22 protein-coding genes are annotated in these 24,162 nt (G+C 53.9%); 13 read left to right on the forward strand and 9 right to left on the reverse strand.

The features are described from left to right. The first annotated feature begins 46 nt into the window (after positions 1-46). Positions 47-2,170 (forward strand): glycogen debranching protein GlgX, encoded by a 2,124-nt coding sequence (gene glgX / locus HCG48_RS12655; protein WP_168569482.1) that lies wholly within the window; start codon positions 47-49, stop codon positions 2,168-2,170. A 78-nt stretch (positions 2,171-2,248) separates the two neighbouring features. Here the strand turns inward: glgX and HCG48_RS12660 are convergent, their stop codons facing one another. Further along, the gene (locus HCG48_RS12660) at positions 2,249-2,986 is read right to left on the reverse strand and encodes a hypothetical protein (protein ID WP_168569483.1); all 738 of its coding nucleotides are present in this window, start codon (positions 2,984-2,986) and stop codon (positions 2,249-2,251) included. Between the two features lie 235 nt (positions 2,987-3,221). On the opposite strand from HCG48_RS12660, the gene HCG48_RS12665 reads away from it, so the two are divergent. Further along, a complete protein-coding gene (locus tag HCG48_RS12665) occupies positions 3,222-3,962 on the forward strand; it encodes a M50 family metallopeptidase (protein WP_168569484.1) in 741 nt (246 codons plus the stop codon). A 44-nt stretch (positions 3,963-4,006) separates the two neighbouring features. On the opposite strand, the gene HCG48_RS12670 is transcribed toward HCG48_RS12665, so the two are convergent. Beyond that, positions 4,007-4,381 (reverse strand): hypothetical protein, encoded by a 375-nt coding sequence (locus HCG48_RS12670; RefSeq protein ID WP_168569485.1) that lies wholly within the window; start codon positions 4,379-4,381, stop codon positions 4,007-4,009. 96 nt (positions 4,382-4,477) lie between these two features. Further along, positions 4,478-5,257, reverse strand: a complete 780-nt coding sequence (locus HCG48_RS12675; RefSeq protein ID WP_168569486.1) for a photosystem II electron transport protein, Sll1252 family — start codon at positions 5,255-5,257, stop codon at positions 4,478-4,480. A 271-nt stretch (positions 5,258-5,528) separates the two neighbouring features. On the opposite strand from HCG48_RS12675, the gene HCG48_RS12680 reads away from it, so the two are divergent. Then, a complete protein-coding gene (locus HCG48_RS12680) occupies positions 5,529-6,134 on the forward strand; it encodes a YkgJ family cysteine cluster protein (RefSeq protein WP_168569487.1) in 606 nt (201 codons plus the stop codon). Positions 6,135-6,221: 87 nt separating this feature from the next. Here the strand turns inward: HCG48_RS12680 and lon are convergent, their stop codons facing one another. The 3 genes from lon to HCG48_RS12695 form a co-directional block, all read right to left on the reverse strand. Continuing rightward, a complete protein-coding gene (lon, locus tag HCG48_RS12685; protein ID WP_246260054.1) occupies positions 6,222-8,717 on the reverse strand; it encodes an endopeptidase La in 2,496 nt (831 codons plus the stop codon). A gap of 32 nt (positions 8,718-8,749) precedes the next feature. After that, on the reverse strand, positions 8,750-9,244 hold the full coding sequence (locus HCG48_RS12690) for a host attachment protein (protein WP_168569488.1): 495 nt from the start codon (positions 9,242-9,244) through the stop codon (positions 8,750-8,752). A 139-nt stretch (positions 9,245-9,383) separates the two neighbouring features. Continuing rightward, entirely contained in the window at positions 9,384-10,580 is a 1,197-nt protein-coding gene (locus HCG48_RS12695; protein WP_168569489.1) for an RNA-guided endonuclease TnpB family protein, read from the reverse strand. Between the two features lie 533 nt (positions 10,581-11,113). Here HCG48_RS12695 and HCG48_RS12700 point away from each other — a divergent pair. Further along, the gene (locus tag HCG48_RS12700) at positions 11,114-11,872 is read left to right on the forward strand and encodes a hypothetical protein (protein WP_168569490.1); all 759 of its coding nucleotides are present in this window, start codon (positions 11,114-11,116) and stop codon (positions 11,870-11,872) included. A gap of 120 nt (positions 11,873-11,992) precedes the next feature. Here HCG48_RS12700 and gap read toward each other — a convergent pair whose 3' ends face one another. From gap to HCG48_RS12715, 3 genes are all read right to left on the reverse strand, one after another. After that, positions 11,993-13,018 (reverse strand): type I glyceraldehyde-3-phosphate dehydrogenase, encoded by a 1,026-nt coding sequence (gene gap / locus HCG48_RS12705; protein WP_168569491.1) that lies wholly within the window; start codon positions 13,016-13,018, stop codon positions 11,993-11,995. Between the two features lie 166 nt (positions 13,019-13,184). Further along, entirely contained in the window at positions 13,185-14,948 is a 1,764-nt protein-coding gene (pckA, locus tag HCG48_RS12710) for a phosphoenolpyruvate carboxykinase (ATP) (protein WP_246260055.1), read from the reverse strand. A 120-nt stretch (positions 14,949-15,068) separates the two neighbouring features. Next, positions 15,069-15,287, reverse strand: coding sequence for a hypothetical protein (locus HCG48_RS12715; RefSeq protein WP_168569492.1), 219 nt, complete (start codon positions 15,285-15,287; stop codon positions 15,069-15,071). Between the two features lie 731 nt (positions 15,288-16,018). On the opposite strand from HCG48_RS12715, the gene hoxE reads away from it, so the two are divergent. The 9 genes from hoxE (at position 16,019) to HCG48_RS12760 (ending at position 24,151) form a co-directional block, all read left to right on the forward strand. Beyond that, complete coding sequence (gene hoxE, locus HCG48_RS12720) at positions 16,019-16,570, forward strand: bidirectional hydrogenase complex protein HoxE (RefSeq protein ID WP_168569493.1); 552 nt, start codon at positions 16,019-16,021, stop codon at positions 16,568-16,570. A 68-nt stretch (positions 16,571-16,638) separates the two neighbouring features. Next, the gene (gene nuoF / locus HCG48_RS12725) at positions 16,639-18,264 is read left to right on the forward strand and encodes an NADH-quinone oxidoreductase subunit NuoF (protein WP_168569494.1); all 1,626 of its coding nucleotides are present in this window, start codon (positions 16,639-16,641) and stop codon (positions 18,262-18,264) included. 36 nt (positions 18,265-18,300) lie between these two features. Then, the gene (gene hoxU / locus HCG48_RS12730; RefSeq protein ID WP_168569495.1) at positions 18,301-19,017 is read left to right on the forward strand and encodes a bidirectional hydrogenase complex protein HoxU; all 717 of its coding nucleotides are present in this window, start codon (positions 18,301-18,303) and stop codon (positions 19,015-19,017) included. Positions 19,018-19,030: 13 nt separating this feature from the next. Continuing rightward, positions 19,031-19,579 (forward strand): NADH-quinone oxidoreductase subunit B family protein, encoded by a 549-nt coding sequence (locus HCG48_RS12735; protein ID WP_168569496.1) that lies wholly within the window; start codon positions 19,031-19,033, stop codon positions 19,577-19,579. A gap of 53 nt (positions 19,580-19,632) precedes the next feature. Continuing rightward, entirely contained in the window at positions 19,633-20,259 is a 627-nt protein-coding gene (locus HCG48_RS12740) for a CP12 domain-containing protein (protein ID WP_168569497.1), read from the forward strand. Positions 20,260-20,323: 64 nt separating this feature from the next. After that, on the forward strand, positions 20,324-21,754 hold the full coding sequence (locus HCG48_RS12745; RefSeq protein ID WP_168569498.1) for a Ni/Fe hydrogenase subunit alpha: 1,431 nt from the start codon (positions 20,324-20,326) through the stop codon (positions 21,752-21,754). A 199-nt stretch (positions 21,755-21,953) separates the two neighbouring features. Next, positions 21,954-22,862 (forward strand): alpha/beta hydrolase, encoded by a 909-nt coding sequence (locus HCG48_RS12750; protein WP_168569499.1) that lies wholly within the window; start codon positions 21,954-21,956, stop codon positions 22,860-22,862. A gap of 500 nt (positions 22,863-23,362) precedes the next feature. Continuing rightward, positions 23,363-23,632, forward strand: coding sequence for a (2Fe-2S) ferredoxin domain-containing protein (locus HCG48_RS12755; protein ID WP_168569500.1), 270 nt, complete (start codon positions 23,363-23,365; stop codon positions 23,630-23,632). A 12-nt stretch (positions 23,633-23,644) separates the two neighbouring features. After that, complete coding sequence (locus tag HCG48_RS12760) at positions 23,645-24,151, forward strand: PAS domain S-box protein (RefSeq protein WP_168569501.1); 507 nt, start codon at positions 23,645-23,647, stop codon at positions 24,149-24,151. Positions 24,152-24,162: the final 11 nt, after the last annotated feature.

Below are 24,162 nucleotides of genomic sequence, written 5' to 3' on the forward strand. Positions count from 1 at the left end.
ACACCGCTCTTTTTTTGACCAGTAACGCTCGATATTAACGAAATCTATGAACGTTGAAGTTTGGCCCGGCGAACCCTATTCCCTCGGGGCCACTTGGGATGGCAAAGGAACGAACTTTGCGATCTATAGTGAAAATGCAACACGAGTTGAACTATGCTTATTCGATCGCGACGATCGCGAAACCCGGGTGCCCCTGACCGAAGTTGAAAGTTATGTTTGGCACGGCTATTTACCGGGAATCGGTCCGGGTCAGCGTTACGGTTTCCGCATCCACGGTCCGTTTGACCCGGAAAATGGCTATCGCTTCAATGCCAATAAATTACTCATCGATCCCTATGCGAAAGCCTTAGACGGGGAAATTATCTACGATGAGGCGATTTTTGGTTATCCCCTGGGTGGAGAGGACGAAGATCTCGGATTTTGCGATCGCGACGATGCCGAATTCATCCCCAAGGCGATCGTCATCGATGAATCGTTCGACTGGGAAGGCGATCGCCTCCTCAATATTCCCGAACACGACACGATTATCTACGAGATGCACGTCAAGGGCTTCACCCGCCAGCATCCGGAGATTCCCCCCGACTTGCGCGGAACCTACGCCGGACTGGGCCATCCGGCGGCGATCGCCTATTTACAATCATTAGGCATCACCGCCGTCGAACTCCAGCCCGTCCATCACTTTGTTTCCCAACCTCCCCATCTCGTCGATCTCAAACTGCGCAACTACTGGGGTTACGACTCGATCGCCTATTTCGCCCCCCACGCCGGATACAGCGCCACGGACGACCCACAACGACAAGTGCGCGAATTCAAACAAATGGTTAAAGCCCTCCACGCCGCAGGCATTGAGACGATCCTCGATGTCGTCTACAATCACACTGGAGAAGGCAATCACCTCGGTCCGACCCTCTCCCTACGGGGGATCGACAACACCACTTACTATCGTCTCGGAGAAGAAGACCCCCGCTATTACACGGACTTTACCGGATGCGGCAATTCCCTCAATGTCAGTCACCCGCAAGTTCTCAAGCTGATTATGGACAGCTTGCGTTACTGGGTCACTCAGATGCACGTGGACGGTTTTCGCTTCGACCTCGCCTCGGCGTTAGCCCGGGAATTGTACGAAGTCGATAGTCTTGCTGCCTTTTTCGACATCATCCACCAAGACCCGGTGTTATCGAAAGTGAAGTTAATCGCCGAACCGTGGGATATTGCCGACGGCGGCTATCAAGTGGGGAAATTTCCGATCCTCTGGTCCGAGTGGAACGGGCGTTATCGCGATACGGTACGCGATTTTTGGCGCGGCGAAGAAGGGAAACTGGCGGAATTTGCTTACCGTTTTACTGGCAGTTCGGATTTATACGAGTTCAACGGGCGGCGTCCGAGTGCCAGCATTAACTTTATCACCGCTCACGACGGTTTTACGCTCAACGATCTGGTCAGTTATAACGAAAAACATAACGAAGCCAACGGCGAAGATAATCGGGATGGGGAAAGTTACAATCGATCCTGGAATTGCGGGGTAGAAGGGCCGACGGACGACCCGGAGGTGTTGAAGTTACGCAATCGTCAACGGCGCAACTTTTTAGTGACGCTGATTTTGTCTCAAGGGGTGCCGATGTTGCTGTCCGGGGACGAGTTGGGCCGGACGCAGAATGGGAATAATAATGCCTATTGCCAAGATAACGAACTGTCTTGGATTGACTGGGATTTGCAGGCAGAAAATGCGAATTTGCTTGAGTTTACCCGGCAGTTGATTGCATTTCGTGCCGAACATCCGGTGTTTCGCCGCCGCAAGTGGTTCCAAGGTCAGCCGATTTACGGGTCTGAGACGATCGATTTGGGCTGGTTTAACCCCGGTGGGGAGGAAGTTACCGAGGAACAGTGGCACGATGGCTTTGCGAAGGCGATCGCGGTGTTTCTTAATGGGGAGGCGATTCCGGCCCGTGGACCGCGTGGGGAACGGGTGGCGGACGATAGTTTTTTGTTGTTCTTTAACGCCCATTATGAGGGGTTGGAGTTTACGATTCCGGAAGGGTTGCAACAGCATCGCTGGTGTGTGGTGTTGGATACGACGAAAGCTTATTTCGCGAAGGAGGATACTTGTCATACCGGGGCGGCATCGATCGCCGTCGCCGCGCGATCGATCGTGTTTTTGCAACGGCAGTAAAGGGGGTCTGGAAGGGCGATCGCCCTTCTTCTCACATATAGGGAAGACGGGCGATCGCCCCGATGTTTTGTAGCGGAATTACTGTAGGGGGAAGCTCAAGGCTTCGACTTCGGTGGTTCTGGCTTCGAGTTCGGGTCCGTAGCCGAGTTGGCGGGCGATCTCGGTGAGGTCTTCTCCCGCTTGGATCGGGCGATCGTGGCAAAATTGCCAGTAGAGGGCATCGACGTCGCGCACTCCGCCGAAAATATAGGTGTGCGGATGGCTCGGATCGATAGCATTCATCAAATATGTTCCCTCGCGGGTGATGTCGATGGTCATCGGACGATCGCTGGAACATAAGACCATCGTCTCTCCCCATCCAAAAGACCATTCCCCGGGGGGTAAGCCACTAGGGTTCGGATCTGGGTCGCTCATCTGGAACAGGCGGGTCATGGTTTCGGTGCTATACAAGCGTTCGTCCCCGGCTTCGGCAGACAAAACCCGCCGCAGGTAGTAACTTTCGACACATTCTCCCGAATTTCGGCAATAACCCGTCCCGGGGAGTGAGGCAATCTCTCCGTTGAAAACGGCTGCTTCTAAGGCTTCGTGGCGCATCTGTTTGACTTCCTCGTCGGCGATCGCGCCGTAGTCTGCCAGGGCTTCGTCAATGGCGTTCGGTGGGCTGCTGGGGTTGCTAAAGCGGGCTAGGGCGCCTTCGGAGGTGGCTCCGAGATAGCCGAGACTAGCTCCGAAAAGCAGGGCTAGGGCGATTCCGAGCTTGGTTTTGGCGCGATCGCGCGATCGGTTACTGTGACTGCTTTGACGGTTAAAACCCATGTTTGATTCTCAATATCGTTAGGTCGGTCTCGGGTAGATCCCCCGATTCTGTCCGATGAAAACCCTTTCAACCCTGACAAACGGCGAACCGGGACAGTGGCGATCGCCGGACAGTTGCTTAACTGATACAGTGATAGCCAGTGATGGCAATCCCGGGTTCCCTTGCTAGTATGGAATCGTCGCATCTCCCTTTTCAAGAGGATCGACAGCTCACGTTTTCCAGAGGCGATCGCCCATGTCTGACTCTCTATCGCCGTCCTCTTCCAAAATCGGCTTAATTTGGCTCGTCATTGCCGCCGCCGCTACGGTTTTGCTGTGGCAATTTCCTTGGGGGACTTATATTTTATATCCTTTCTCGATTTTAGCCACCTGGTTTCACGAAATGGGCCATGGCTTAACGGCTGCTTTACTCGGCGGCAATTTCCATCAATTAGCGCTCTATCGCGACGGTTCCGGTGTCGCGATGACCTCGGTCTCTTTCTTGGGTCGTTTGGGTCAAGGGTTCGTGGCGATGGGCGGTCCACTCGGTCCGGCGGTGGCGGGCGGCTTTTTTATTATATCGAGCCGTCGTTTTAAAACCGCTCATTGGTGTTTGATGGGTTTGGGTTGCTTGATGTTGATTTCGGTATTGCTGTGGATTCGCACTCTGTTTGGAGTGGTGGCGATCGCCTTATGGGGCTTATTTATTTTAGGAATAAGTCTTAAAACACCGAAAAGCATTCAAGCCTTTTTCCTCCAGTTTATGGGGATGCAAGCTCTGGTGAGTACCTACCATCAAAAAGAGTATTTATTTGGCTCTCCGTCGGTGAATGTTAATGGTAGTAACTTAGTTTCAGATACGGGCATTATTGCCCACTATTTGTTTCTACCCCACTGGTTTTGGGCGGCCTTCATTTTAATCCTATCGGCGTTAATTTTCGGATGGAGTTTGCGAATCGCTTACGGATCGACCGATGAGAGCGATCGCCCCGTGTAAAGTCATCTGCTACAGTCATCTGGGATGTCGCGATCGCCCGCCCCTCAGTCTTCAATCACCGTCAACCCCGTCGCATCCGCCACCTGTTGCGCCAAACTTCGATAGCGGCGGGGGGGCGACCCGGTTCTCTGATTGAGTTCGAACCCTTCGACCACTGCTTCGAGCAGTTTAGCGCGCCACGGCGCCTCGATTTCGTAGTCCGACGCCAAACTTCCCTCGGAAAGCGCCGCCATCAGTTTGTCTAAAACTTGGTACTGTCCGACCAAATTCGCCGCTTTCGCCACCTCTCCCGCGTCCGGATCGAGTTTTTCCAGTTCTCCTAACACGCGGTACCACTCCGTTTCGACGATCCGCCGCACGATCGCCCCCATGTTGGCTTGGCGTTGTTGCTTCAGGGCTTGGAATTCGTCGTTAGTCATGGTGTTGCGTGTTTCAACTGGGGTAGACGGGCTACTCGATCGCGATTCATGACGATCGTAGCAGCCCGACCGCGATCGTGGTATTTCTCGGATGGCTTAGCGATAGCGGGTCAGTTGTATGCGATAGCGTCCTTTTTTGGTGACTTGCACTTCGCCGACTTCGAGGCGACCTTTCCCGCGAATCGCGATTAAATCCTCCGGTTTTACGGTGTAACTGCTTTGAGTGACTTCTTTCCAGTTCACCCGTACATCTCCGGCGCCGATCGCATCTGCCATTTTACTGCGCGACATCCCAAATCCGGCGGAGGCGATCGCGTCGAGACGCATGGACGCTTCTACGGTGGTCATTTCTTTCTTTTTCGGTTCGCGAACCTTGAGCTCGTCGAGGGCGATCGCCCGGGTCTTCACCGGAACCGATCGCACTTGCGTTAAGTTCATTTCCAGAAACTCCACCATCTCGGGAACCACGATCGCCTGGGCCCCGCGTTCTCCCTGGACGAGAATATCCCCGGTTTTATCCCGGACGATTCCGGTCCCGAGGATCGACCCGAGAAAGTCGCGGTGGGTGGCGGTATCGAACAGGAAGTTTCCGGCAATTTCGAGTACCGCGATCGGGACTTGGGCAGACTCTAGGGGGAGTTCGGCGCGGGCGATCGCCAATCGTTGCCGTTCCGCCTGGGGATAGCCCCCCCACGCCACGCTATGCACTTCGGTGAGGCGTTTGAGAACCTGTTGGCTTTCGATCGCCTCCAACGGCGAGAGAAAGTCCGTAACCACGACCTCCCAGGTTTTCAACGCCCGTTCGCAATCGTCCACCACCCGGGCGATCGTTTCGCGACTTTCAATTCCTTTTAACAGGTCTTCTTTCGGCAGCATCCTAGCGACGTTTTCCCTCAAATACTGCTGTTATTCTATCGTTTTTATCCCAATTTCTTCGGGGCGTTACAGGTAAGGCGCGCATCCACGGCCCCCGTTCACCTCGGAGTCCATCCATCCTATCTCCCGAACCCCTCGCGACCGTTCTCCCACAACCTTTCCTCGGACGAGACGGCGCGATCGCCGAACCCGCTCACGCTTTTCCCTCAAAATAAGCTACATTTTAGAATTATTTCTTTTCGCCTCAAAAGGAGAGGATATTCCCTCATTTATGGACGCGCAAATTATCCACGATCTTGTAGCGTTATACCGGGAAATTGACGAAAAAACCGCTTCCCTTGCGGAACAAACGGGTTTACAATGTCCTTCGGGATGCGGTCGTTGTTGTGAAAATCCCGAAGTAGAAACCACGGTTTTGGAAGTGATTCCCCTCGCTTTGGAACTCTGGAAACGGGGAGAAGCCAGCCAGTGGCTCGCCAAAATCGAGGCCGTCGAAGCACGGGGGGCTTGTGTCTTTTACGCCCCCGATCCTTTCATCCCCGAAAACGGGCGCTGTTCGGTCTATCAATGGCGACCGAGTTTGTGCCGTTTGTTCGCTTTTGCAACGGTGAAAAACAAGCATGGCGAACCGGAACTCGCCGCCTGCGTCCGCCACAAACAGACGAACCCGGAAGCGGTAAACCGCGCCCGAATGGCGATCGCCAATGGCTTGAGTGCGGCCAATTTTGGCGAAATTTCCGCTCGCCTTGCCGATCTCGACCCCGGACTGGGAACCCGGTTATTACCGATTAACCAAGCGATGAAAGAAGCGTTACACCGGGTCGGTTTAATTGCCCAACTGCTCGACGATTTCGGCGACGGCGATCGGGCGGCGTAATTCGGTTGAAATCCCGGTAGTAAAATCCCAGTAGGGCGGGCATCTTGCCCGCGCCTCTCCCGCGAATTTCTAACATCAATCCCCAAATTAATTCGGCAGAGGTTCGGCAGTTTTCGAGTTGGGATTGGCTTTCGATTCCTGCAAAGCTTGGGCTAAAATTTCTTCAATGCGATCGCACGCCACTAACTCGATAACTTCGCGCACGTCTTCGGGAATGTCCACTGCATCTTTTTGATTGCGACGGGGAATTAAAACCCGGGTTACTCCGGCGCGATGGGCGGCCAAGACTTTCTCACGTAACCCCCCGATCGGTAACACTTCCCCACTCAAGTTAATCTCTCCGGTCATCGCCGTATCGGTCCGGGTGGGTTGCTGCATCAACAACGAGGCGATCGCCGCGACCATGGTCACCCCGGCGGACGGTCCGTCTTTGGGAATCGCCCCCGCCGGGACGTGCAGGTGCAAGCCGTTTTCTTTGAAGGTCTTGGAGTCGATGCCCAAGGTAGCCGCATTCGACCACACGTAAGCTCGCGCTAAGTGCGCCGACTCTTGCATCACTTTACCTAATTGTCCGGTAATTGTGAGATCTTTCCCTTCGGGTAACAAAGCCGCCTCGATGAATAAGATTTCGCCCCCTTGCAAGGTCCAGGCCAATCCGGTAGCGATTCCGGGTTTGCGCCGATCGCGGATTTCTTCCCCCAGGAACTGCGCCGGACCGAGCAAGGTTTCCAGTCGGTCGGCGGTGACGGTCATCGGTTCGCTGTCGCCGTTGGCGTAACGTACCGCCACTTTACGACAGAGGGCGCCGATCTGCTGTTCCAGTTTGCGCACTCCCGCCTCGCGGGTGTAGTGGGCGATCGTCTCGCTGAGGGTTTCTTCGGGCAGAATCAGGGCGTCTGGGGGCAGTCCGGCTTTTTCGATCTGGCGCGGTAACAAGTATTCCCGGGCGATCGCCCGTTTCTCCCGTTCGGAATAGCCGGATAACTCGATAATTTCGAGGCGATCGAGTAACGGTGGCGGCACTTTCGATAGATCGTTCGCCGTCCCGATAAAAAAGACTTGAGATAAATCAAAATCGAGATCTAAATATAAATCCCGAAAACTATAATTCTGTTGCGGGTCGAGAATTTCTAACAGCACCGACGCCGGATCGCCGCGATAATCCATGCCGACTTTATCGAGTTCGTCGAGCATAATCACCGGGTTGTTCACCCCGGCCCGATGCAGGGCTTGCACGATGCGTCCGGGCATGGCGCCGATGTAGGTACGGCGGTGGCCGCGCAATTCGGCTTCGTCGCGCAAGCCACCCAAACTCAAGCGCTCGAAGGGGCGCCCCAGGGCGCGGGCGATCGACCGCCCGAGGCTGGTTTTGCCGACTCCTGGCGGTCCGGTAAAACACAGGGCCGTTCCGACGCTGTAGCGTTCTCTCTGGTGGCTGCTATCCCTGTCCTCGGTGGAGGGATCCTCGGTGGCGCGCGCCACTTGCTTGAGTTTGAAGGTCGCCAGATGTTCGACGATCCGATCTTTAATGGGGGTTAAATCGTGGTGGTCCGCATCGAGGACGGCGCGGGCGTTATCTAAATCTAAGTTATCTTCGACGGTACGATTCCAGGGCATTTCGAGCAGCCAGTCGAGATAGGTGCGGATGACCCCACCTTCGGCGGAGGCGCTGCCGATGCGCTCCAGGCGCGCCAGTTCTCGTTTGGCTTGTTTGGCGGCGCTTTCGGGGAGTTTGCTCTCTTTGAGGCGCGATCGCAACTCCTCGACTTCCTGACGGTCTGGGTCGCCGTCGCCGAGTTCTTCTTGAATCTTTTTGAGTTGTTCGCGCAGAATATATTCCCGTTGTTTTTGGTCGATTTCTTTTTTGGTTTCCCCGAGGATTTCCCGCCGCAGGCGCATGACTTCCATTTCGCTTTGCAAGTTCGCCAAAACTCGCCGCATCAGGGTTTCTAAGTCGTTTTCTTCTAAAACGGCTTGCATCTGCTCGATTTCTTGCTGTAGCAAAATGCAACTTTGATAGGCCAGTTGGATCGGGTCGTCGGCGTTGAGCAGGATCGAGAGGACTTCATCGGGAAAGTTGGGATTGAGGGAAGCGGCTTCTCGCCACAGGGATTGCAATGCTCCGGTCAAGGCGTCGAGGGTGGCCCGTTCCATGCCGCGATCGATCGCCCCTTCTACGCTCAAGGCGGGTAGGGTCTGAAAACGCACTTCGTAAGTCGGATCGCGCTGTAGCAGTTCTTCGAGGCGGACTCGCTCCTGCCCTTCGACGATCAACTGCAACGGTCCGAGGGGGAGGCGGATGGTCCGTTGGACGACGGCTAAGGTGGCAATGGGATAGAGACTGTCGAGGTTTTCAATTTCCCGATGCGGGTCTTCGTCCAACAGCCGCGCGATTTCCGGGCGCACGGAGGCGACGACCAGTTCTCGGGTTGGGGTCAATAGGGTGGCTTCGGCAACCGCAACCGAACGGGGTCGCCCCGCGACAATCGGTAGGGTAATCCCCGGTAGTAAGATGATGTTGCGTAAGGGAAAGAGCAATCCGGTTTTTACCGATCGCTCGATTTGCGAAGAAATGGGTGCCACGTCAATCGATCCCTCCCCCGAACCGAACTCTTTTAACTCGAAACGTTTTTGCGTGCGGGCAGTAGGGCTTTACTGGATAAATACTCGTGCAGGTCTAAGGGTTTGAGTTTGGATAAGTCTTTGGCCAGTTCGTCAATTTGCACGCCGTTGACTGACTGGGCATTTAAGGCGTCGCGCACGAAACCGAGGATTTGCGGTTCGGCGACCAAGACCAGCCGACTCGCTTGATGTCCGTTTTTTAATTGGGCGATTTCTTCGGCGATCGCTCCGGCAAATCGCCGCCCGAATTCCCCGAGGTGACTGTCGCGGCGATCGTCGTAACCGTGCGCTTGATTGCCCGCGCCTCGGTTGCGTCCGGTTTTGACATTCGCCCACAACTCTTTCCCGGCTAATTCTTTCGCCGGGTTGACCATATCTCCGCGCTCGATTAAGTTCGGCCCGGATTCGTATTCGGGGACTTCCGCTTGTTCTAAGGTGAAAAATCGCGCTCTAGTTCCGTCAATTACAGCAACGAGAAATTGACTCATGAGCTTTCTCAACCCTCCCTTGTTGTTCGCTTCCAAATTTGATTTTGTCTTGCCCGAACTCCGGCTTTTTCAGTCTCGCGATTCTCCTGCGCAGATGCGACCCGATCGCCGGGTTTTTTCGTGAACTACCGCTATTGAATCAAAGATTATAATAGCGGCTTCCCTCTTCACTGGGGACTGCGCTAGATAGAACTGAAGTTCTACCCCCTCGTCTTACATCCCCTCCAAGGGCAGTAGAGCGAGTTCCTAACTCTAATATCCGTAAGCCTTCATTTTTGAGATTGATGGCGGCATTGATATCCCTGTCATGATGGGTTTGGCAATGTTCGCAAGTCCAGCTTCTCGCATCAAGAGACAAGCTTTTGATTTGATTGAGACATACATGGCAGGTTTTAGAAGAAGGAAAAAATCGATCGACTTCTAGATAAACTTTTCCTTCTGATTCAGCCTTGTACTTCAACATCGTACAAAACATCCCCCAACCGACATCACTAATCGCTTTGGCGAGTTGGTGATGGCGAAACATGCCTTTGACGTTGAGATTCTCGACCACAATCACTTGGTTTTCGTTCACTATCTTACGGGATAGCTTGTGGAGAAAATCTTCACGACAGCGACTTATTTTGGCGTGAATCTTAGCAACTTTTACCCGCGATTTATTGCGGTTGTTGCTGCCTTTCCTTTTTCGAGCATGTTTTTGCTGTTTTCTTTTTAGGTTGCGCGCGTGTTTATCAAAATACTTGGGATTATTGTATTTCGACCCCTCACTGGTAATCGCAAAATCGGTCAGCCCTAAATCAATGCCAATTGCTTTTCCTTCAGTTGAGAGAAGGGGAGGTTCTTTTTTACCCTCTACCAAAACTGAAGCATAATATTTACCATCTGGATTTTTGGAGAGGGTTACAGTTTTGATTTTTCCCTCAAAACTTCGATGCTGACGACAACGCACTAACCCAACTTTAGGCAGTTTGATGTAATTTCCCTCAAACTTAACATTTTGAGGATAACTGATAGATTGCCTTCCCTGCTTGGATTTAAATCGGGGTAATTTTGCCCGTTTCTCAAAGAAGTTTCGATAAGCGGTCGATAAGTTCAACGCCACGACTTGCAAGCATTGGGAATAGACATCTTCTTTAAGCCAAGGGTATTCCTGTTTGAGGGCAGGTAATAATCCCTGAAGATAACCCCTTGACAAGCCTTTTCCGGTCGCTCGATAAGTCTCTTGGCACAAATTTAACGCATAGTTCCAATACCAACGACAGCAACCAAAGCTCTTGGCTAAAGTCGCTTGTTGCTCGGGGGTTGGATAGATGCGGTATTTGTACGCCTTGAACATTATCGCCGATATAGCCAGATGATAAGATTATCACTGATTTGCCGAAGAGTCGCTTTCATCCCACGATTCACCTTCGGTAGAATCGGGGAATTCCCGCTCCCATTGTTAAAAAGGTCGTCTTTACTCTGAGGGCGATCGCCGGGAAAACGACTCGGACAACAAAAGCCGCCCCCGTCTCCAACCGAGCAGGTTTCTAGATAACAAAAAGCACCCCCCATTTGGGCTGCTTCCGATCTCGATAGAGGGAAAATAGCGATCGCGATCGCCAGTCAATTAAAACAGGAGTTTGGGTCTTTTTGATGAAAAAATTACAATAATAGAGGAACTTGTTCTGTTATTGTCGTGATTTCATTATAATCCCTTCTTGGAGGCGGGGATCGTCGAGGCTTAATTTGTTCATAATATTTAACCTTTCTAATCATTAAAGGTCGCACCTCTCGACGTTCGCCAATCGCCCCTCACGTTAACAAATCCCGCTCCCTCCCTCCATTTCCAAAATCTCAAATCTTAAATCTTAAATCTTAAATCTCAAAATGCCGCGACTTCAGCTTCCCGACTGTCCCAACGTCAGCCTCGTGGCGTTCTACGGCGATAAACCCCCCGAATTGAGCGCCACGATCGCCGAACTGCACGAGCGCTTGAGTGCATCTCTGTCGGGAAACTTTCACCCCTACCGCCTCGCTCAAATCCACGCCACGGCGATCGGCTGTGAAGGGGTCAAGACCGACGGGGCGATCGTCGGGAAATGGTTTTTAGAACGGCGGGAAGAAGTGCGATCGCTAGAGTTGGATAGATTTATACTATATGCCCGCCGCTTTCCCCGAGTTCGGGTGCGCTTCGGCGGTTACGATCGCGCCACGGACTACGGCTTTCTCAGTCGCCAGCGCCATCCCGCCGAGCGATCGTTCCAATTCCAAGGGAACCTCGCCGTTTTAGTGGGTTGGATCGAGGACAATGGCACGTTTCCGGCGACCGTCGATCGATTTCGGCGCGGGGCGCAAGCGTACAATCTCTTACACAAATTTCACGATCGCCCGGAAACATTCGACAACGATATATACTTGCGTTTGGGTGGCGTACGGCAGCCCCTCGCCGAGGACGAGCGCGATCGTGTCGAACGAGAGATCCGGGAATTTTTGAGCGCGCGACCGCCCGTTGAGGTTCCCCTCACTCCAGAACAGCTCGCCTTCGTCGGCTATCGGGACCTCTGTCTGACCCCGGAAACCACCACGGCGATCGCACTCTCCCAAGTGCGGGCGATCGATCTCGAAGCCCTTTATCCGGAAATTTGACCCATTCGGGATCCAAGCCGAAAACAACATCAAACCCGATTGACCGATAGCGAGCGATCGCCCCGCTTCTCGTGCGGTAGGGGCGATCGCTCGCTCAGGGGTGACTGGAAAAAATCGAGCCTAGAGGAGACCCTCCTTCTTCGCCATCGAGAGCATCAAATCAATCACGCGGCAAGAATAACCCCACTCGTTGTCATACCAAGAAACAACCTTAAAGAAATTCGAGTTCAGTTCCATCCCCGCCCCCGCATCGAAAATACTCGAATGGGGATCGCCGACAAAATCCGTGGAAACCACCGGATCTTCCGTATACCCGAGGACTCCTTTCAACTCGCCCTCGGACGCCGCCTTCATCGCCGCACAAATATCGTCATAGGTCGTCGCTTTTTCCGTGCGGAAGGTCAAATCGACCACCGACACGTCAGGAGTCGGCACCCGCATCGCCATCCCGGTGAGTTTTCCTTTCAGTTCCGGCAGCACCAAGGTCACCGCTTTCGCAGCTCCCGTAGACGCGGGAATGATATTTTGAGCCGCACCGCGACCGCCGCGCAAGTCTTTCTTACTCGGTCCGTCTACAGTCGGTTGGGTGGCGGTCATGGCGTGAATCGTGGTCATCAGCCCTTCGACTAAGCCGAAATTGTCGTTAATGACTTTGGCGATGGGGGCTAGGCAGTTGGTGGTACAACTGGCGTTTGAGACCACGGTGTGACCTTTGGGATCGAACTGGTCTTCGTTGACACCCATTAAGAAGGTCGGGACTTTGTCCGGATCTTTGGTCGGCGCGGAAATAACGACCCGTTTCGCTCCGCCTTTAACGTGTTTGGAGGCTCCCTCGAAAGTGGTAAACAGTCCGGTGGACTCAACGATGTAATCGGCACCGTATTTACCCCAGGGCAGTTCGGCGGGATCTTTGATGGCGCTACAGGGGATCGTTTTGCCATCGACGACGATCGCGTCATCTTTGACTTGGACGGAGCCGTTAAATTTTCCTTGGGTCGAGTCGTATTGGAGCAAATACGCCAAGTTTTCCGCAGGAACGAGGTCGTTAATGCCGACGAACTCGATATTGGGATTGTTTAATCCGGCTCGAAAGACGAGGCGTCCGATCCGCCCGAATCCGTTAATCCCGACTTTGATAGTGGCCACAATAAAAGCTCCTCAAGGTAAACTTCTTTGACAATACAATCATCACTTCTAGGGATTCGTCTATCCCCCAAGTGAGGGAAACCCTTATCTGTGGGACTCTAACGAACGGTAGAGGGGGTCTAAAGGGCTTTAGGAAACTTTTAGACCCCAACGGTTCCGAGGGCGCTCAATCGATGCTCGGTCCGGCTTCGACAATTTCGGGACGGGCGCTGGTAAAGCGCTTGAAGTTTTCGACGAACAAACGGGCCAACTCTCGGGCTTGACGGTCGTAGGCGTCGGGATCGCTCCAGGTTTGGCGGGGGTTGAGGACTTCGGACGGCACTCCGGGAACGGTTTCGGGTACGAGGATTTTGAAAATGGGGTGCGGGTGGAAGCTGACGGCGTTTAAGTCGCCGTTGAGGGCGGCAGTGACCATGGCGCGGGTATGTTTGATCGAGATGCGTTGGCCGACGCCGTAGGGACCGCCAGACCATCCGGTGTTGATCAGGTAGACGCTGGCATGGTCGTTGTATTTACGCAGCCGTTCCCCGAGCATTTCGGCGTAGACGGTGGCGGACAGGGGTAAGAAGGGTTTGCCGAAGCAGGCGGAGAAGGTAGCTTGCGGTTCGACGATGCCGCGTTCGGTTCCGGCGAGTTTGCTGGTGTAGCCGGACATGAAGTAGTACATCGCCTGACGGTTTGTGAGTTTGGCGATCGGGGGCAGCACGCCGAAGGCATCGGCGGAGAGAAAGATGACGGTGTTGGGATGGCTGCCGACGCTGGGGATCGCGGCGTTGGGGATGTAGTGGATGGGGTAGCCGACGCGGGTGTTTTCGGTGAGGCTGCCGTCGTCGTAGTCCGGATGGCGGCTGTCGCGGGTGAGGACGACGTTTTCCATCATCGACCCGAAGCGAATTGCTTCCCAGATTTGGGGTTCGTTTTCGTAGGAGAGGCGGATGGTTTTGGCGTAACAGCCGCCTTCAAAGTTGAAGATGCCTTTTGGCGACCAGCCGTGTTCGTCGTCGCCGATCAGGCGGCGGGTCGGATCGGCGGATAGGGTGGTTTTTCCGGTGCCGGACAGGCCAAAAAAGAGGGCTGTATTGCCCTGTTCGTCCATATTGGCGCTGCAGTGCATCGGCAGGACGTCTCGCTTGGTCATGAAGTAGTTCATGAGGGAGAAGACGGATTTTTTGATTTCTCCGGCGTATTTGGATCCGCCGATGATCACGAGTTTTTTGCCGAAGTGAATGACGATGAAGGCTTCGGAGTTGATGCCGTCGTCGATGTCCGGGTCGCCTTGCAGTCCGGGAACGGCGATGACGGTGAAGTCGGCTTGGTGGTCGTCGAGTTCTTCGGGGGTGGGCCGGATGAACAGTTGATGGGCGAATAAGCTTTGGGAGGGGCGTTCGGTGATGATGCGAACGCCGACGCGGTAGTCGGGATCGGCGCCGACGAAGCCGTCGAACAGGTAGAGGTCTCGTCCTTGGACGTAGGATTGGATGCGTCGGTAGAGTAAGTCGAAGTTGTCTTCGGAGATGGCGACGTTGGTTTTGCTCCAGTGGACTTCGTCGTGGCTGGTGGCTTCGTCCACGATAAATTTATCGTTGGGAGAGCGCCCGGTATATTTGCCCGTCTTGACACATAGAGCGCCGTTGTCGGCGAGGATGCCTTCGGCCCGAGCGATCGCGTGTTCGATCAGTTTGGGAACGGTAAGGTTGCGATAGACTTGTCCGAGGTTTTTCAAGCCGAGGGCTTCGAGTCCGTAACTGGGACTGCCGTCCAGTCTAATTTTGGATTTCATGTTGGGGTGGGGCAGTTCTACCCCATCTTTGTGGGCTAGAGTGTTTTCGATCAGTTGGGCGATCGATACATCCTGATATATATTCCGGTAAAGGTCCGGTTTGTTGTCCGTACCTTGAGACTCTATGGAGGGTTTCATATTACCGCTCATTGACTTGACCTCACGCGATGACTGGGGTTTATGCTGCGAGCGAAAGGGTCGGCTTTTGGCTCGGTTGCCGATCGTCGACGGCCATTCGGGTTTTGGATCGATCGATTTCTTTGAGAGGCTTCAATCGATCGCCCCTCGAAGTTGCTGGCGATCGCGACCGACTTTGACAACTCTAAAGTTGTAAATCTCGATCGCTGGAAATGATTTAGTTTTTTGAAGAATTGACGACAAAATGCGATCGAGTCTTCTCCCAATTTCGAGCAAACTGCGATCTCGTAACTCACAAATTGACGGCGATCGCGTTGCCTTTCCGAGTCGGGCTGCAAAGTTGGCTGTCACCCTGCTTCGCTCACTTTTCCGATGGGGTTCGGTTGAGACCTATCGTACTATGAACTTTCGGAAATCAAAAATAAAAAAAACCTTACAAAATCTCCGAGATCGCTCAGTTCGTGCAGGGTAGAGTACCTTGCTCGATCGCGCGCAAACCGTTGACGGGATTGAGATCTAAACCCTTTTCTAAGAAATCTTGCAAGCCTTGTCAGACAAGGGTTAAAGCGCCGCGATCGCCTCGAATTATTCTAAGAAATCGTGACATTCGTTACACAAGTTTATGAAACGACCCACTTTTTGAATCTTTGCAACCCAACATGACTCCCCCTCGATTTCCCTCAAAAGCCAACTCGTCGATCGCCGGGGCGACCTTGGGATTTTCAAGGGATTGTTAAGCGATTCCAAAAAAACGCTAGAATCAGCAGTAATTCCAGTAGGATTTTTAACAAGAGAAAAGCAACGCGACGCTCGAAAAAAATGAGAGGTGATTTCAGCCCCCTTTAACTTTTGTCAAGCTCTTAACTCATCCTTAACTGAAGTCGAGCGAATTGAGTGTAATTTGAGAGGGATTTACCGGGGGAAATACGGGAAGTTCGCACGGGGGGAAACCCCGAATTGAGAAACCTAAACGTTGCTTTTATGGGCCGAGCGATCGCCCCGACGACGAAACGGAAATCACCTCGGGCGATCGCGTGGAAACCTTTCGGACACATTGAGACCCCATTGAGGACTGATTGAATATGCCTTCTGCTCAGGTAAATAACCGCGATCGCGCGCCGTCGGCGGGATCTAAAGCGGGATCTAAGGCGGGATCGAACGCGCACCCGAGTGGTGACAAGCGCTTCAAAGTGCTAGACATCACCATGAAGCGCAACCAACACCGTCAAGACGCCTTAATCGAAGTGCTCCACAAAGCCCAAGAAATCTTCGGCTATCTCGAAGAAGACGTCTTACTCTACGTCGCCCGCCAACTCAAACTCCCCTTGAGTAAAGTCTACGGCGTCGCCACCTTTTACCACCTCTTCTCACTCAAACCCAGTGGCGCTCACACCTGCGTGGTCTGTCTGGGAACTGCCTGTTACGTCAAAGGGGCGAGCAGCTTGCTCGAAGCCCTCAAAAACCAGGTGGGCATCGAGCCGGGAGAAACCACCGACAACGGCCAGATGTCCGTGATGACCGCACGTTGTATCGGTGCCTGCGGGCTGGCTCCCGCCGCCGTGTACGACGGTAAAGTCATGGGCAATCAAACCGCCGAATCCGTTCTCGACAACATCAAAGGTTGGCTCGACTGATGGGGGATCCCGTTTGGCGATCCCATTTTCCGATTTTCCTGCCAAAGTGCGCGTGAGGTCCGACCGCAATGGATTTAAACGAATTACTCGAAATTGCCGAAAAAGAACGCCAGCGAGCCGCGAGTGTCCGCATTCGCTGCTGTACCGCAGCCGGATGTGCTTCCTCCGGAGCCGAAGAAATTAAAGACCGCCTCGAACAAAGCATCAAAGACGCCGGATTGGATAACACCGTCGAAGTCTGTAGCGTCGGTTGCATGAAATTTTGCGGACGCGGTCCGCTCGTCGAGATCGACATTCCCGGGGTTTTGTATCAACAAGTGAGCGGGGATCAAGTCGAGGCGATCGTCGATGCCCTCAAACAAAACAAAGCCGCCGAATCCGGGGCCACTCCCCTCGATCGCGAGCACCCCTTTTTCACCCTGCAACAACCGATCGTCCTCGAAAACTCCGGCAAAATCAACCCGGAACGCATCGAAGAATATATCGCCGTCGGCGGCTATCAAAACCTCTATCACGTCATCCACGACATGAGCCCGGACGAAGTGGTAGACGAAGTGACCCGCAGTGGCTTGCGCGGTCGCGGGGGCGGCGGCTATCCCACGGGCTTGAAATGGGCTACCGTCGCCAAAATGCCCGAAGGGCAAAAATACGTCATCTGTAACGCCGACGAAGGCGATCCCGGCGCCTTTATGGACCGGTCCGTCCTCGAAAGCGACCCCCACCGGATTATCGAAGGGATGGCGATCGCCGCTTACGCGATCGGCGCCAACCACGGCTACATCTACGTCCGCGCCGAATATCCCCTCGCCATCAAACGGCTCGAAACCGCAATCAAACAAGCCAAACGCCTCGGCTTGATGGGGTCGCAAATCTTCGACTCCCCCTTCGACTTCAAAATCGATATCCGCGTCGGTGCGGGGGCCTTCGTCTGCGGCGAAGAAACCGCCCTGATGCAATCGATCGAAGGCGGACGGGGTAACCCGCGCCCGCGCCCGCCCTACCCGGCCCAATCCGGCTTGTGGCATTCGCCGACCTTAATTAACAACGTCGAAACCTTCGCCAACATTCCGGCGATCGTCCGCGAAGGCGCCGACTGGTTCGCCAGCATCGGCACCGAAAAGAGCAAAGGCACCAAAGTCTTCGCCCTCACCGGAAAAATCCGCAATACCGGACTGATCGAAGTCCCGATGGGAATCGCCCTGCGCGAAATCGTCGAAAAAATGGGCGGCGGCGTCCCCCGAGGCGAAGTCAAAGCGGTACAAACGGGCGGCCCGTCCGGCGGTTGTATTCCCGCCCACTTATTCGATACCCCGGTCGAGTACGACTCCTTAATCCAACTCGGGACGATGATGGGGTCCGGCGGCATGATCGTGATGGACACGGAAACGAGCATGGTAGACGTGGCTCAGTTCTATATGGAATTCTGCCGGGGGGAATCGTGCGGTAAATGTATCCCCTGCCGTGCGGGAACGGTGCAGATGTATCAGATGCTGACCAAAATCCTGCGTGGAGAGGCGACCCTTATCGATCTCGAACAACTCGAACGAGTCTGCGGGATGGTCAAAGCGACCAGCTTGTGCGGCTTGGGACAAACGGCCCCGAATCCGGTGTTGAGTACGTTGCGCTATTTCCGCGAGGAATATTTGGAACTGCTCAAAGACAGTCCCAAAGCTCAAGGAGTCGCCAGCCGTTAAGCCGACGATCGCGCCACTATCGATTCAGGAGAAGCTATGTCAGTTAAAACATTAACCATCGATGGCGTTCCCATCGCCATCGAAGAAGGAACCACCGTTCTCGAAGCCGCCCGCCAAAACGGGGTGCATATTCCCACCCTGTGTCATCTCGAAGGCATTTCCGATGTCGGCGCTTGTCGCCTCTGTTTGGTCGAGATTAACGGCAGCCCGAAATTGCAGCCCGCTTGCGTCACCGAAGTGGCGGAGGGGATGAATATCCGCACGAATACGGAAACCCTGCAAGACTATCGGCGCACGATTGTCGAGCTGTTATTTGCGGAAGGAAACCACGTCTGTGCGGTGTGCGTGGCGAACGGACATTGCGAACTGCAAGATTTGGCGATCGAGGTCGGGATGGATCACTCCCGGCTTCCCTATCGCTTTCCGGAACGAGAAATCGACGTGTCTCACGATCGCTTCGGCATCGACCACAACCGTTGCGTGCTGTGTACGCGCTGCGTGCGCGTCTGCGACGAAATCGAAGGGGCCCACGTTTGGGATGTCGCCTATCGCGGGGCGGCGTTGAAGGTGGTGACCGGGTTGAATCAGCCCTGGGGCGCCGTCGATGCTTGTACCTCGTGCGGTAAGTGCGTCGATGCTTGTCCGACCGGGGCGATTTTCCGCAAAGGTTCGACGGTGGCGGAAATGGAGCGCGATCGCGATCGCCTCGAATTCATCGTCAACGCCCGCAAAGACCACCAGTGGACCCGCTAACGAAGGTACGATTATGGCTAAAATTAGATTGGCAACAATTTGGTTGGGCGGCTGTTCCGGCTGTCACATGTCTTTTCTCGATTTAGACGAATGGCTGTTCGATTTCGCCGAGAAAGTCGATGTGGTCTTCTCTCCGGTCGGGTCGGACATTAAAGATTATCCCGAAAACGTCGATGTGTGCTTGGTCGAAGGCGCCGTCGCCAACGAGGAAAACTTGGAGTTACTGCGCGAAGCGCGCCAACGCACGAAATTTTTAATTTCCTTCGGCGATTGTGCGGTGACGGCGAACGTTCCGGCGATGCGCAACATGCTCGGCGGTAGCGAACCCGTTCTCAAACGCTGTTATTTGGAATTAGGGGACGAACACCCGCAATTGCCCAATTTTCCGGGGATCGTGCCGGAATTGCTCGATCGCGTGCGCCCGGTTCACGAAATGGTCGAGGTGGATATGTACATCCCCGGCTGTCCGCCGGACGCCAACCGGATTCGCAAGGCGATCGCCCCCCTGTTAGAAGGCCAAACCCCCGACATGACAGGACGGGACATGATCAAATTCGGCTAAGTCGGCGCGAACCGCGAACGCCCAGATCCGGGATGCCTTGGAGGGATAACGTCATGAAAGCTTCAGAAATTCTCACTCAAAACATCACCACGATCGGCACTTCGGCGACGGTGGTCGAAGCAGTGAGCGCGATGAAAGCGACCGGAGTCGGTGCCTTGATTGTCGATCGCCGTCACCCAGGGGACGCCTACGGGATCGTCACCCGCAGCGATATCGTCTCGAAAGTGGTAGCCTTCGGCAGAGATCCGCACCGGGTGCGCGTTTACCAAATCATGACCAAGCCTTGCATCGTGGTCAATCCCGATCTGAGCGTCGAATACGTCGCCCGCTTGTTCGTCCACACGGGGATTCAAGTCGCCCCGGTGATTCGAGGCGAATTACTCGGTACGATTTCCATGCGCGACATCCTCGAAAAAAGCGATTTTATCGAAACGCCTTCGGAACTCGAACTCGACCGCCAAATCCAAGAGGCGATCGCCCACGCCCGCACGATCTGCGCCGAAGTCGGTCACCCCCCCCGGGAATGCGCGGCAGCTTGGCAGGTCGTCGAAGAACTGCAAGCGGACGCCGCCCACCAACAGGCGACGGTTTTAGAAAAGACTGCCTTCGAGGAATATTGTGAGGAATATCCGGAAGCGGCAGAACTCGCCAATTTATATAAAAACTGGTGTAGCGGCTGAAGGGGCGACGCCCGGATCGCTCACGACCGTCATTATTTACAGAATTTACAGAGGATTGCTCGATATGTCTAAAACAGTTGTCATCGATCCGGTCACGCGCATCGAAGGACACGCGAAAATCTCCATCTATCTCGACGACGCCGGAGAAGTTGAAGACGCCCGCTTCCACGTGGTCGAATTTCGCGGCTTCGAGAAATTCTGCGAAGGACGTCCGATGTGGGAAATGGCCGGGATTACCGCCCGCATTTGCGGGATCTGCCCGGTGTCTCACTTACTGGCCTCGGCGAAAACTGGAGATAAAATCCAAGCGGTGACCATTCCCCCCGCCGGGGAAAAACTGCGCCGGATGATGAATTTGGGACAAATTACCCAATCTCACGCCCTCTCTTTCTTCCACTTGAGCAGTCCGGACTTTCTCCTCGGTTGGGATAGCGACCCCGCCACCCGCAACGTCTTCGGCTTGATGGCTGCGGATCCGGATTTAGCCCGCAGTGGCATCCGCCTGCGCCAATTCGGCCAAAAAGTCATCGAATTGCTCGGCGCCAAGAAAATTCACCCGGCGTGGGCCGTTCCCGGGGGGGTGCGATCGCCCCTGAGTGAAGAAGGACGCGCCTGGATCCGCGATCGCCTCCCGGAATCGCGCCAAACCCTCAACACCGCCTTAGACCTCTTTAAATCCCTCCTGGATCAATTAGACACGGAAGTTAAAACCTTCGGCGAATTTCCCTCCCTGTTCATGGGATTGGTCGCCAAAGACGGCACCTGGGAACATTACGGCGGTCATATCCGCTTTAAAGATAGCCAAGGCAACATCGTCGCCGACGGACTGAGTGAAGACAACTATCGCGACTACCTCGGCGAAGCGGTCGAACCCTGGTCTTATCTGAAATTCCCCTATTACAAACCGATGGGTTATCCCGACGGTATTTATCGGGTCGGTCCACTGGCGCGCTTGAATATCTGCGATCGCATGGGAACGGAAGCGGCGGATCGCGAATTGCAAGAATTCCGCGATCGCGCCGGAGGCGTGGCGACCTCTTCGTTCTTCTACCACTACGCCCGCCTGGTAGAAATTCTAGCCGCCCTCGAACGGATCGAACGCTTGGTCGAAGACCCGGATATCGTCTCCAAACGCACCCGCGCCAGTGCGGGGGTGAACAGTCTCGAAGGCATCGGCGTCAGCGAAGCCCCTCGGGGAACCTTATTCCACCACTATCAGGTAGACGAAAACGGTTTGATTAAGAAGGTCAACCTGATTATTGCCACGGGTCAAAATAACTTGGCGATGAATAAAACTGTCGCCCAAATTGCCAAGCATTACATCCACGGTAACGAAATTCCCGAAGGCTTGCTCAACCGCGTCGAAGCCGGAATCCGCGCTTTCGACCCCTGTTTGAGCTGTTCGACCCACGCCGCCGGACAAATGCCGATCCACCTGCAGTTAGTGGCCCGCGACGGCGCGATCGTCGATGAGGTCTGGCGCGATCCCGTGTAAGGGAGAACGGTTGGCAAAGGTTCAGTAAAAGGGAGACGTCCAGAGGGAATCGGGAGTAGGGAGAAAGTAAGAGGCAGCAAGTAACAGTCGCCAGCTTGTCGATCCCGCCTCCCGACTCCCTAAATTTCCGCGATCGCACGTTTGTTCCCGAGAATCTCCAAAACCTACAATTTAAGGGACGAGCATTGCGAGATTCGATATGGTTCAATTCGAGAAAGGCGGACAAATTGCATGGTTTCACGATGAAGGTCACTCCGCAGGCTTTTTTCACACCTACGATCGCCTCCAGGTCGGCGGGGATGGCGACGCCCCCCGCAAGATCCATGTATTTCTCCCTCGGGAATACGAAACCGTCGTCGATGAATATCCCGTTATTTATATGAACGATGGCGATACGGCCTTTTTCCGGGGCGGGGCGATCGGTCAGTCGTGGTGGACCGGGGAAACCCTCGGCGAACTCTACAAGCGCAATGCGATCGCCCGCGTCATCGTCGTCGCCATCTACGCCCTCAACCGCGATCGCGAATATACCCACGAACCCGCCGTCCCGCGCTGGATCCGACAGGTAGACTGTTGCGGCGTCGAGGCATATACCCAATATCTGGCCGATGCTCTCAAACCCTTTATCGATCGCAGCTATAGGACGATCCCCGATCCGCGCCAAACGACGATTATGGGATCGTCTCACGGCGGCTTGGCTGCGTTTTACAGCGCCTGTCGCCGTCCCGATGCTTTTGGCAATGCGGCGGCCCTTTCCCCGTCGTTTTGGGTCGGACTCGACACGGGAACCGATACCTTTTTACCCTTGCATAAATCGAGTTTACTCGAACTGACGGCGCCGACATTGGGCGATCGCGACCGCCGCCCTCGCTTGTGGCTGGATTGGGGATTACGCAAAGACGAAGGCTTTCACAATTGGTTTATCGAGAACAACACTGTCAAACGCGGGCGCGAAATGGCCGAATTATTGCGCGAACAGTTCGGTTACGTCCTCGGTCGCGATTTGTGGACTTACGAAGATCCCGAGGGGGAACATTCGGAGGAATCCTGGGCCCGTCGTCTACCTTTAGTTCTGCAAGCCCTTTACGGCAATGGCGATCGCCCGTAACCTTTCACTTTTGGAAAACCTCTGTTTTGCGATCCCTAAATTGACAGGATTTAACTAACTATTCAGCCAGTCATTTTAACACTTTCAGCCCTTATTGACAAACTTTTATCGGTCGTCGATCGACGCAACGATCGCGGCACTGAGTGTTAGAATGACAGCAGTAGCATCCGAGCTTAACTCTCAAATTATTTCTCGATCGTCGATGCTCTCCACTTAGAGTACGCCCATTTTTCCGAGTCTACCTGTAGCGATCGCTTCCCCCGATCGAAAAAAATTTCCTCTCTACATTCCCGGAACTCAGTTCCTGCTATTTCCCTGGCGATCGATGCCTTGAGGAATGGCGATCGAACGAGATTGTTTGGATTAAACTCCCTCCCGAACCGCCCTAAAATTTCCCCACCGATACCCGCTTTTTCATTGCTGTTGGTTCGCGTTCCTCCCTCGGGAACTTTCCCCAGTTTCCCGGTTTAGATCGCTTCCCTTCTACCGAGAACGAAACCATGAAAGACAAAGAAAATCTATATTTATGCATGGGTTCCGCCTGCCACCAAATGGGTGTTTATGAAGTCTTACCCAAATTGCAAACCTTGATCGCCCAATACGAGTTAGACAATCGAATCGAACTGAAAGGTTCCTTTTGTTTGGAAACCTGTAGTGAAGGAATTGTCATGAAATTCAAAGACAAAATCTTCATTAAAATCAATGCAGACAATATCGAAGCAAAATTTAAAGATGAAATTTTGCCCAACATTCAACAAGCGATTGACTAGAGGACGCGATCGATGAACGTCAACGATAAAAATTTGTGGGAAATTCTGTGGCAGTACGACCCTAATGCTTTAGTCGTAGTGGATACGGAGTTTAAAATTGCAGTAGTCAATCCGGCTTTTTGCAAAATGTTTGCAGTGGAAACATCGGAGGCGATCGGACGAGAGGCGATCGAGATTTTAGGCGAGATCGAAGACTTCAAAACCGTTTGGAAAACCCAAGACGTGATTCGCGGTAAAGAGCGAGAATACAGCGATCGCGGTTTGTACGTCAAGCAAGTCATTTTCCCGATTCAAGACCGGGAATTAATCGCCTGCATCATGGTCGATATTACCGAAGAACTCCAACGCAAAAAAGAAATGATCCGTTTCAAAACCGAAACTGTCGCCAAAGTCAACGAAGTGGTCGATAACCAGATGAAAGTTGCCCAAGAAATTGCCGGACTCCTCGGCGAAACGACCGCCGAAACCAAAGTCAGCCTGTTAAAAATCATCAAAATGATCGAACAGGAAAATGTTTGACCTGGATTCCG

It is taken from the genome of Oxynema aestuarii AP17 (assembly GCF_012295525.1).
Lineage (GTDB): Bacteria > Cyanobacteriota > Cyanobacteriia > Cyanobacteriales > Laspinemataceae > Oxynema > Oxynema aestuarii.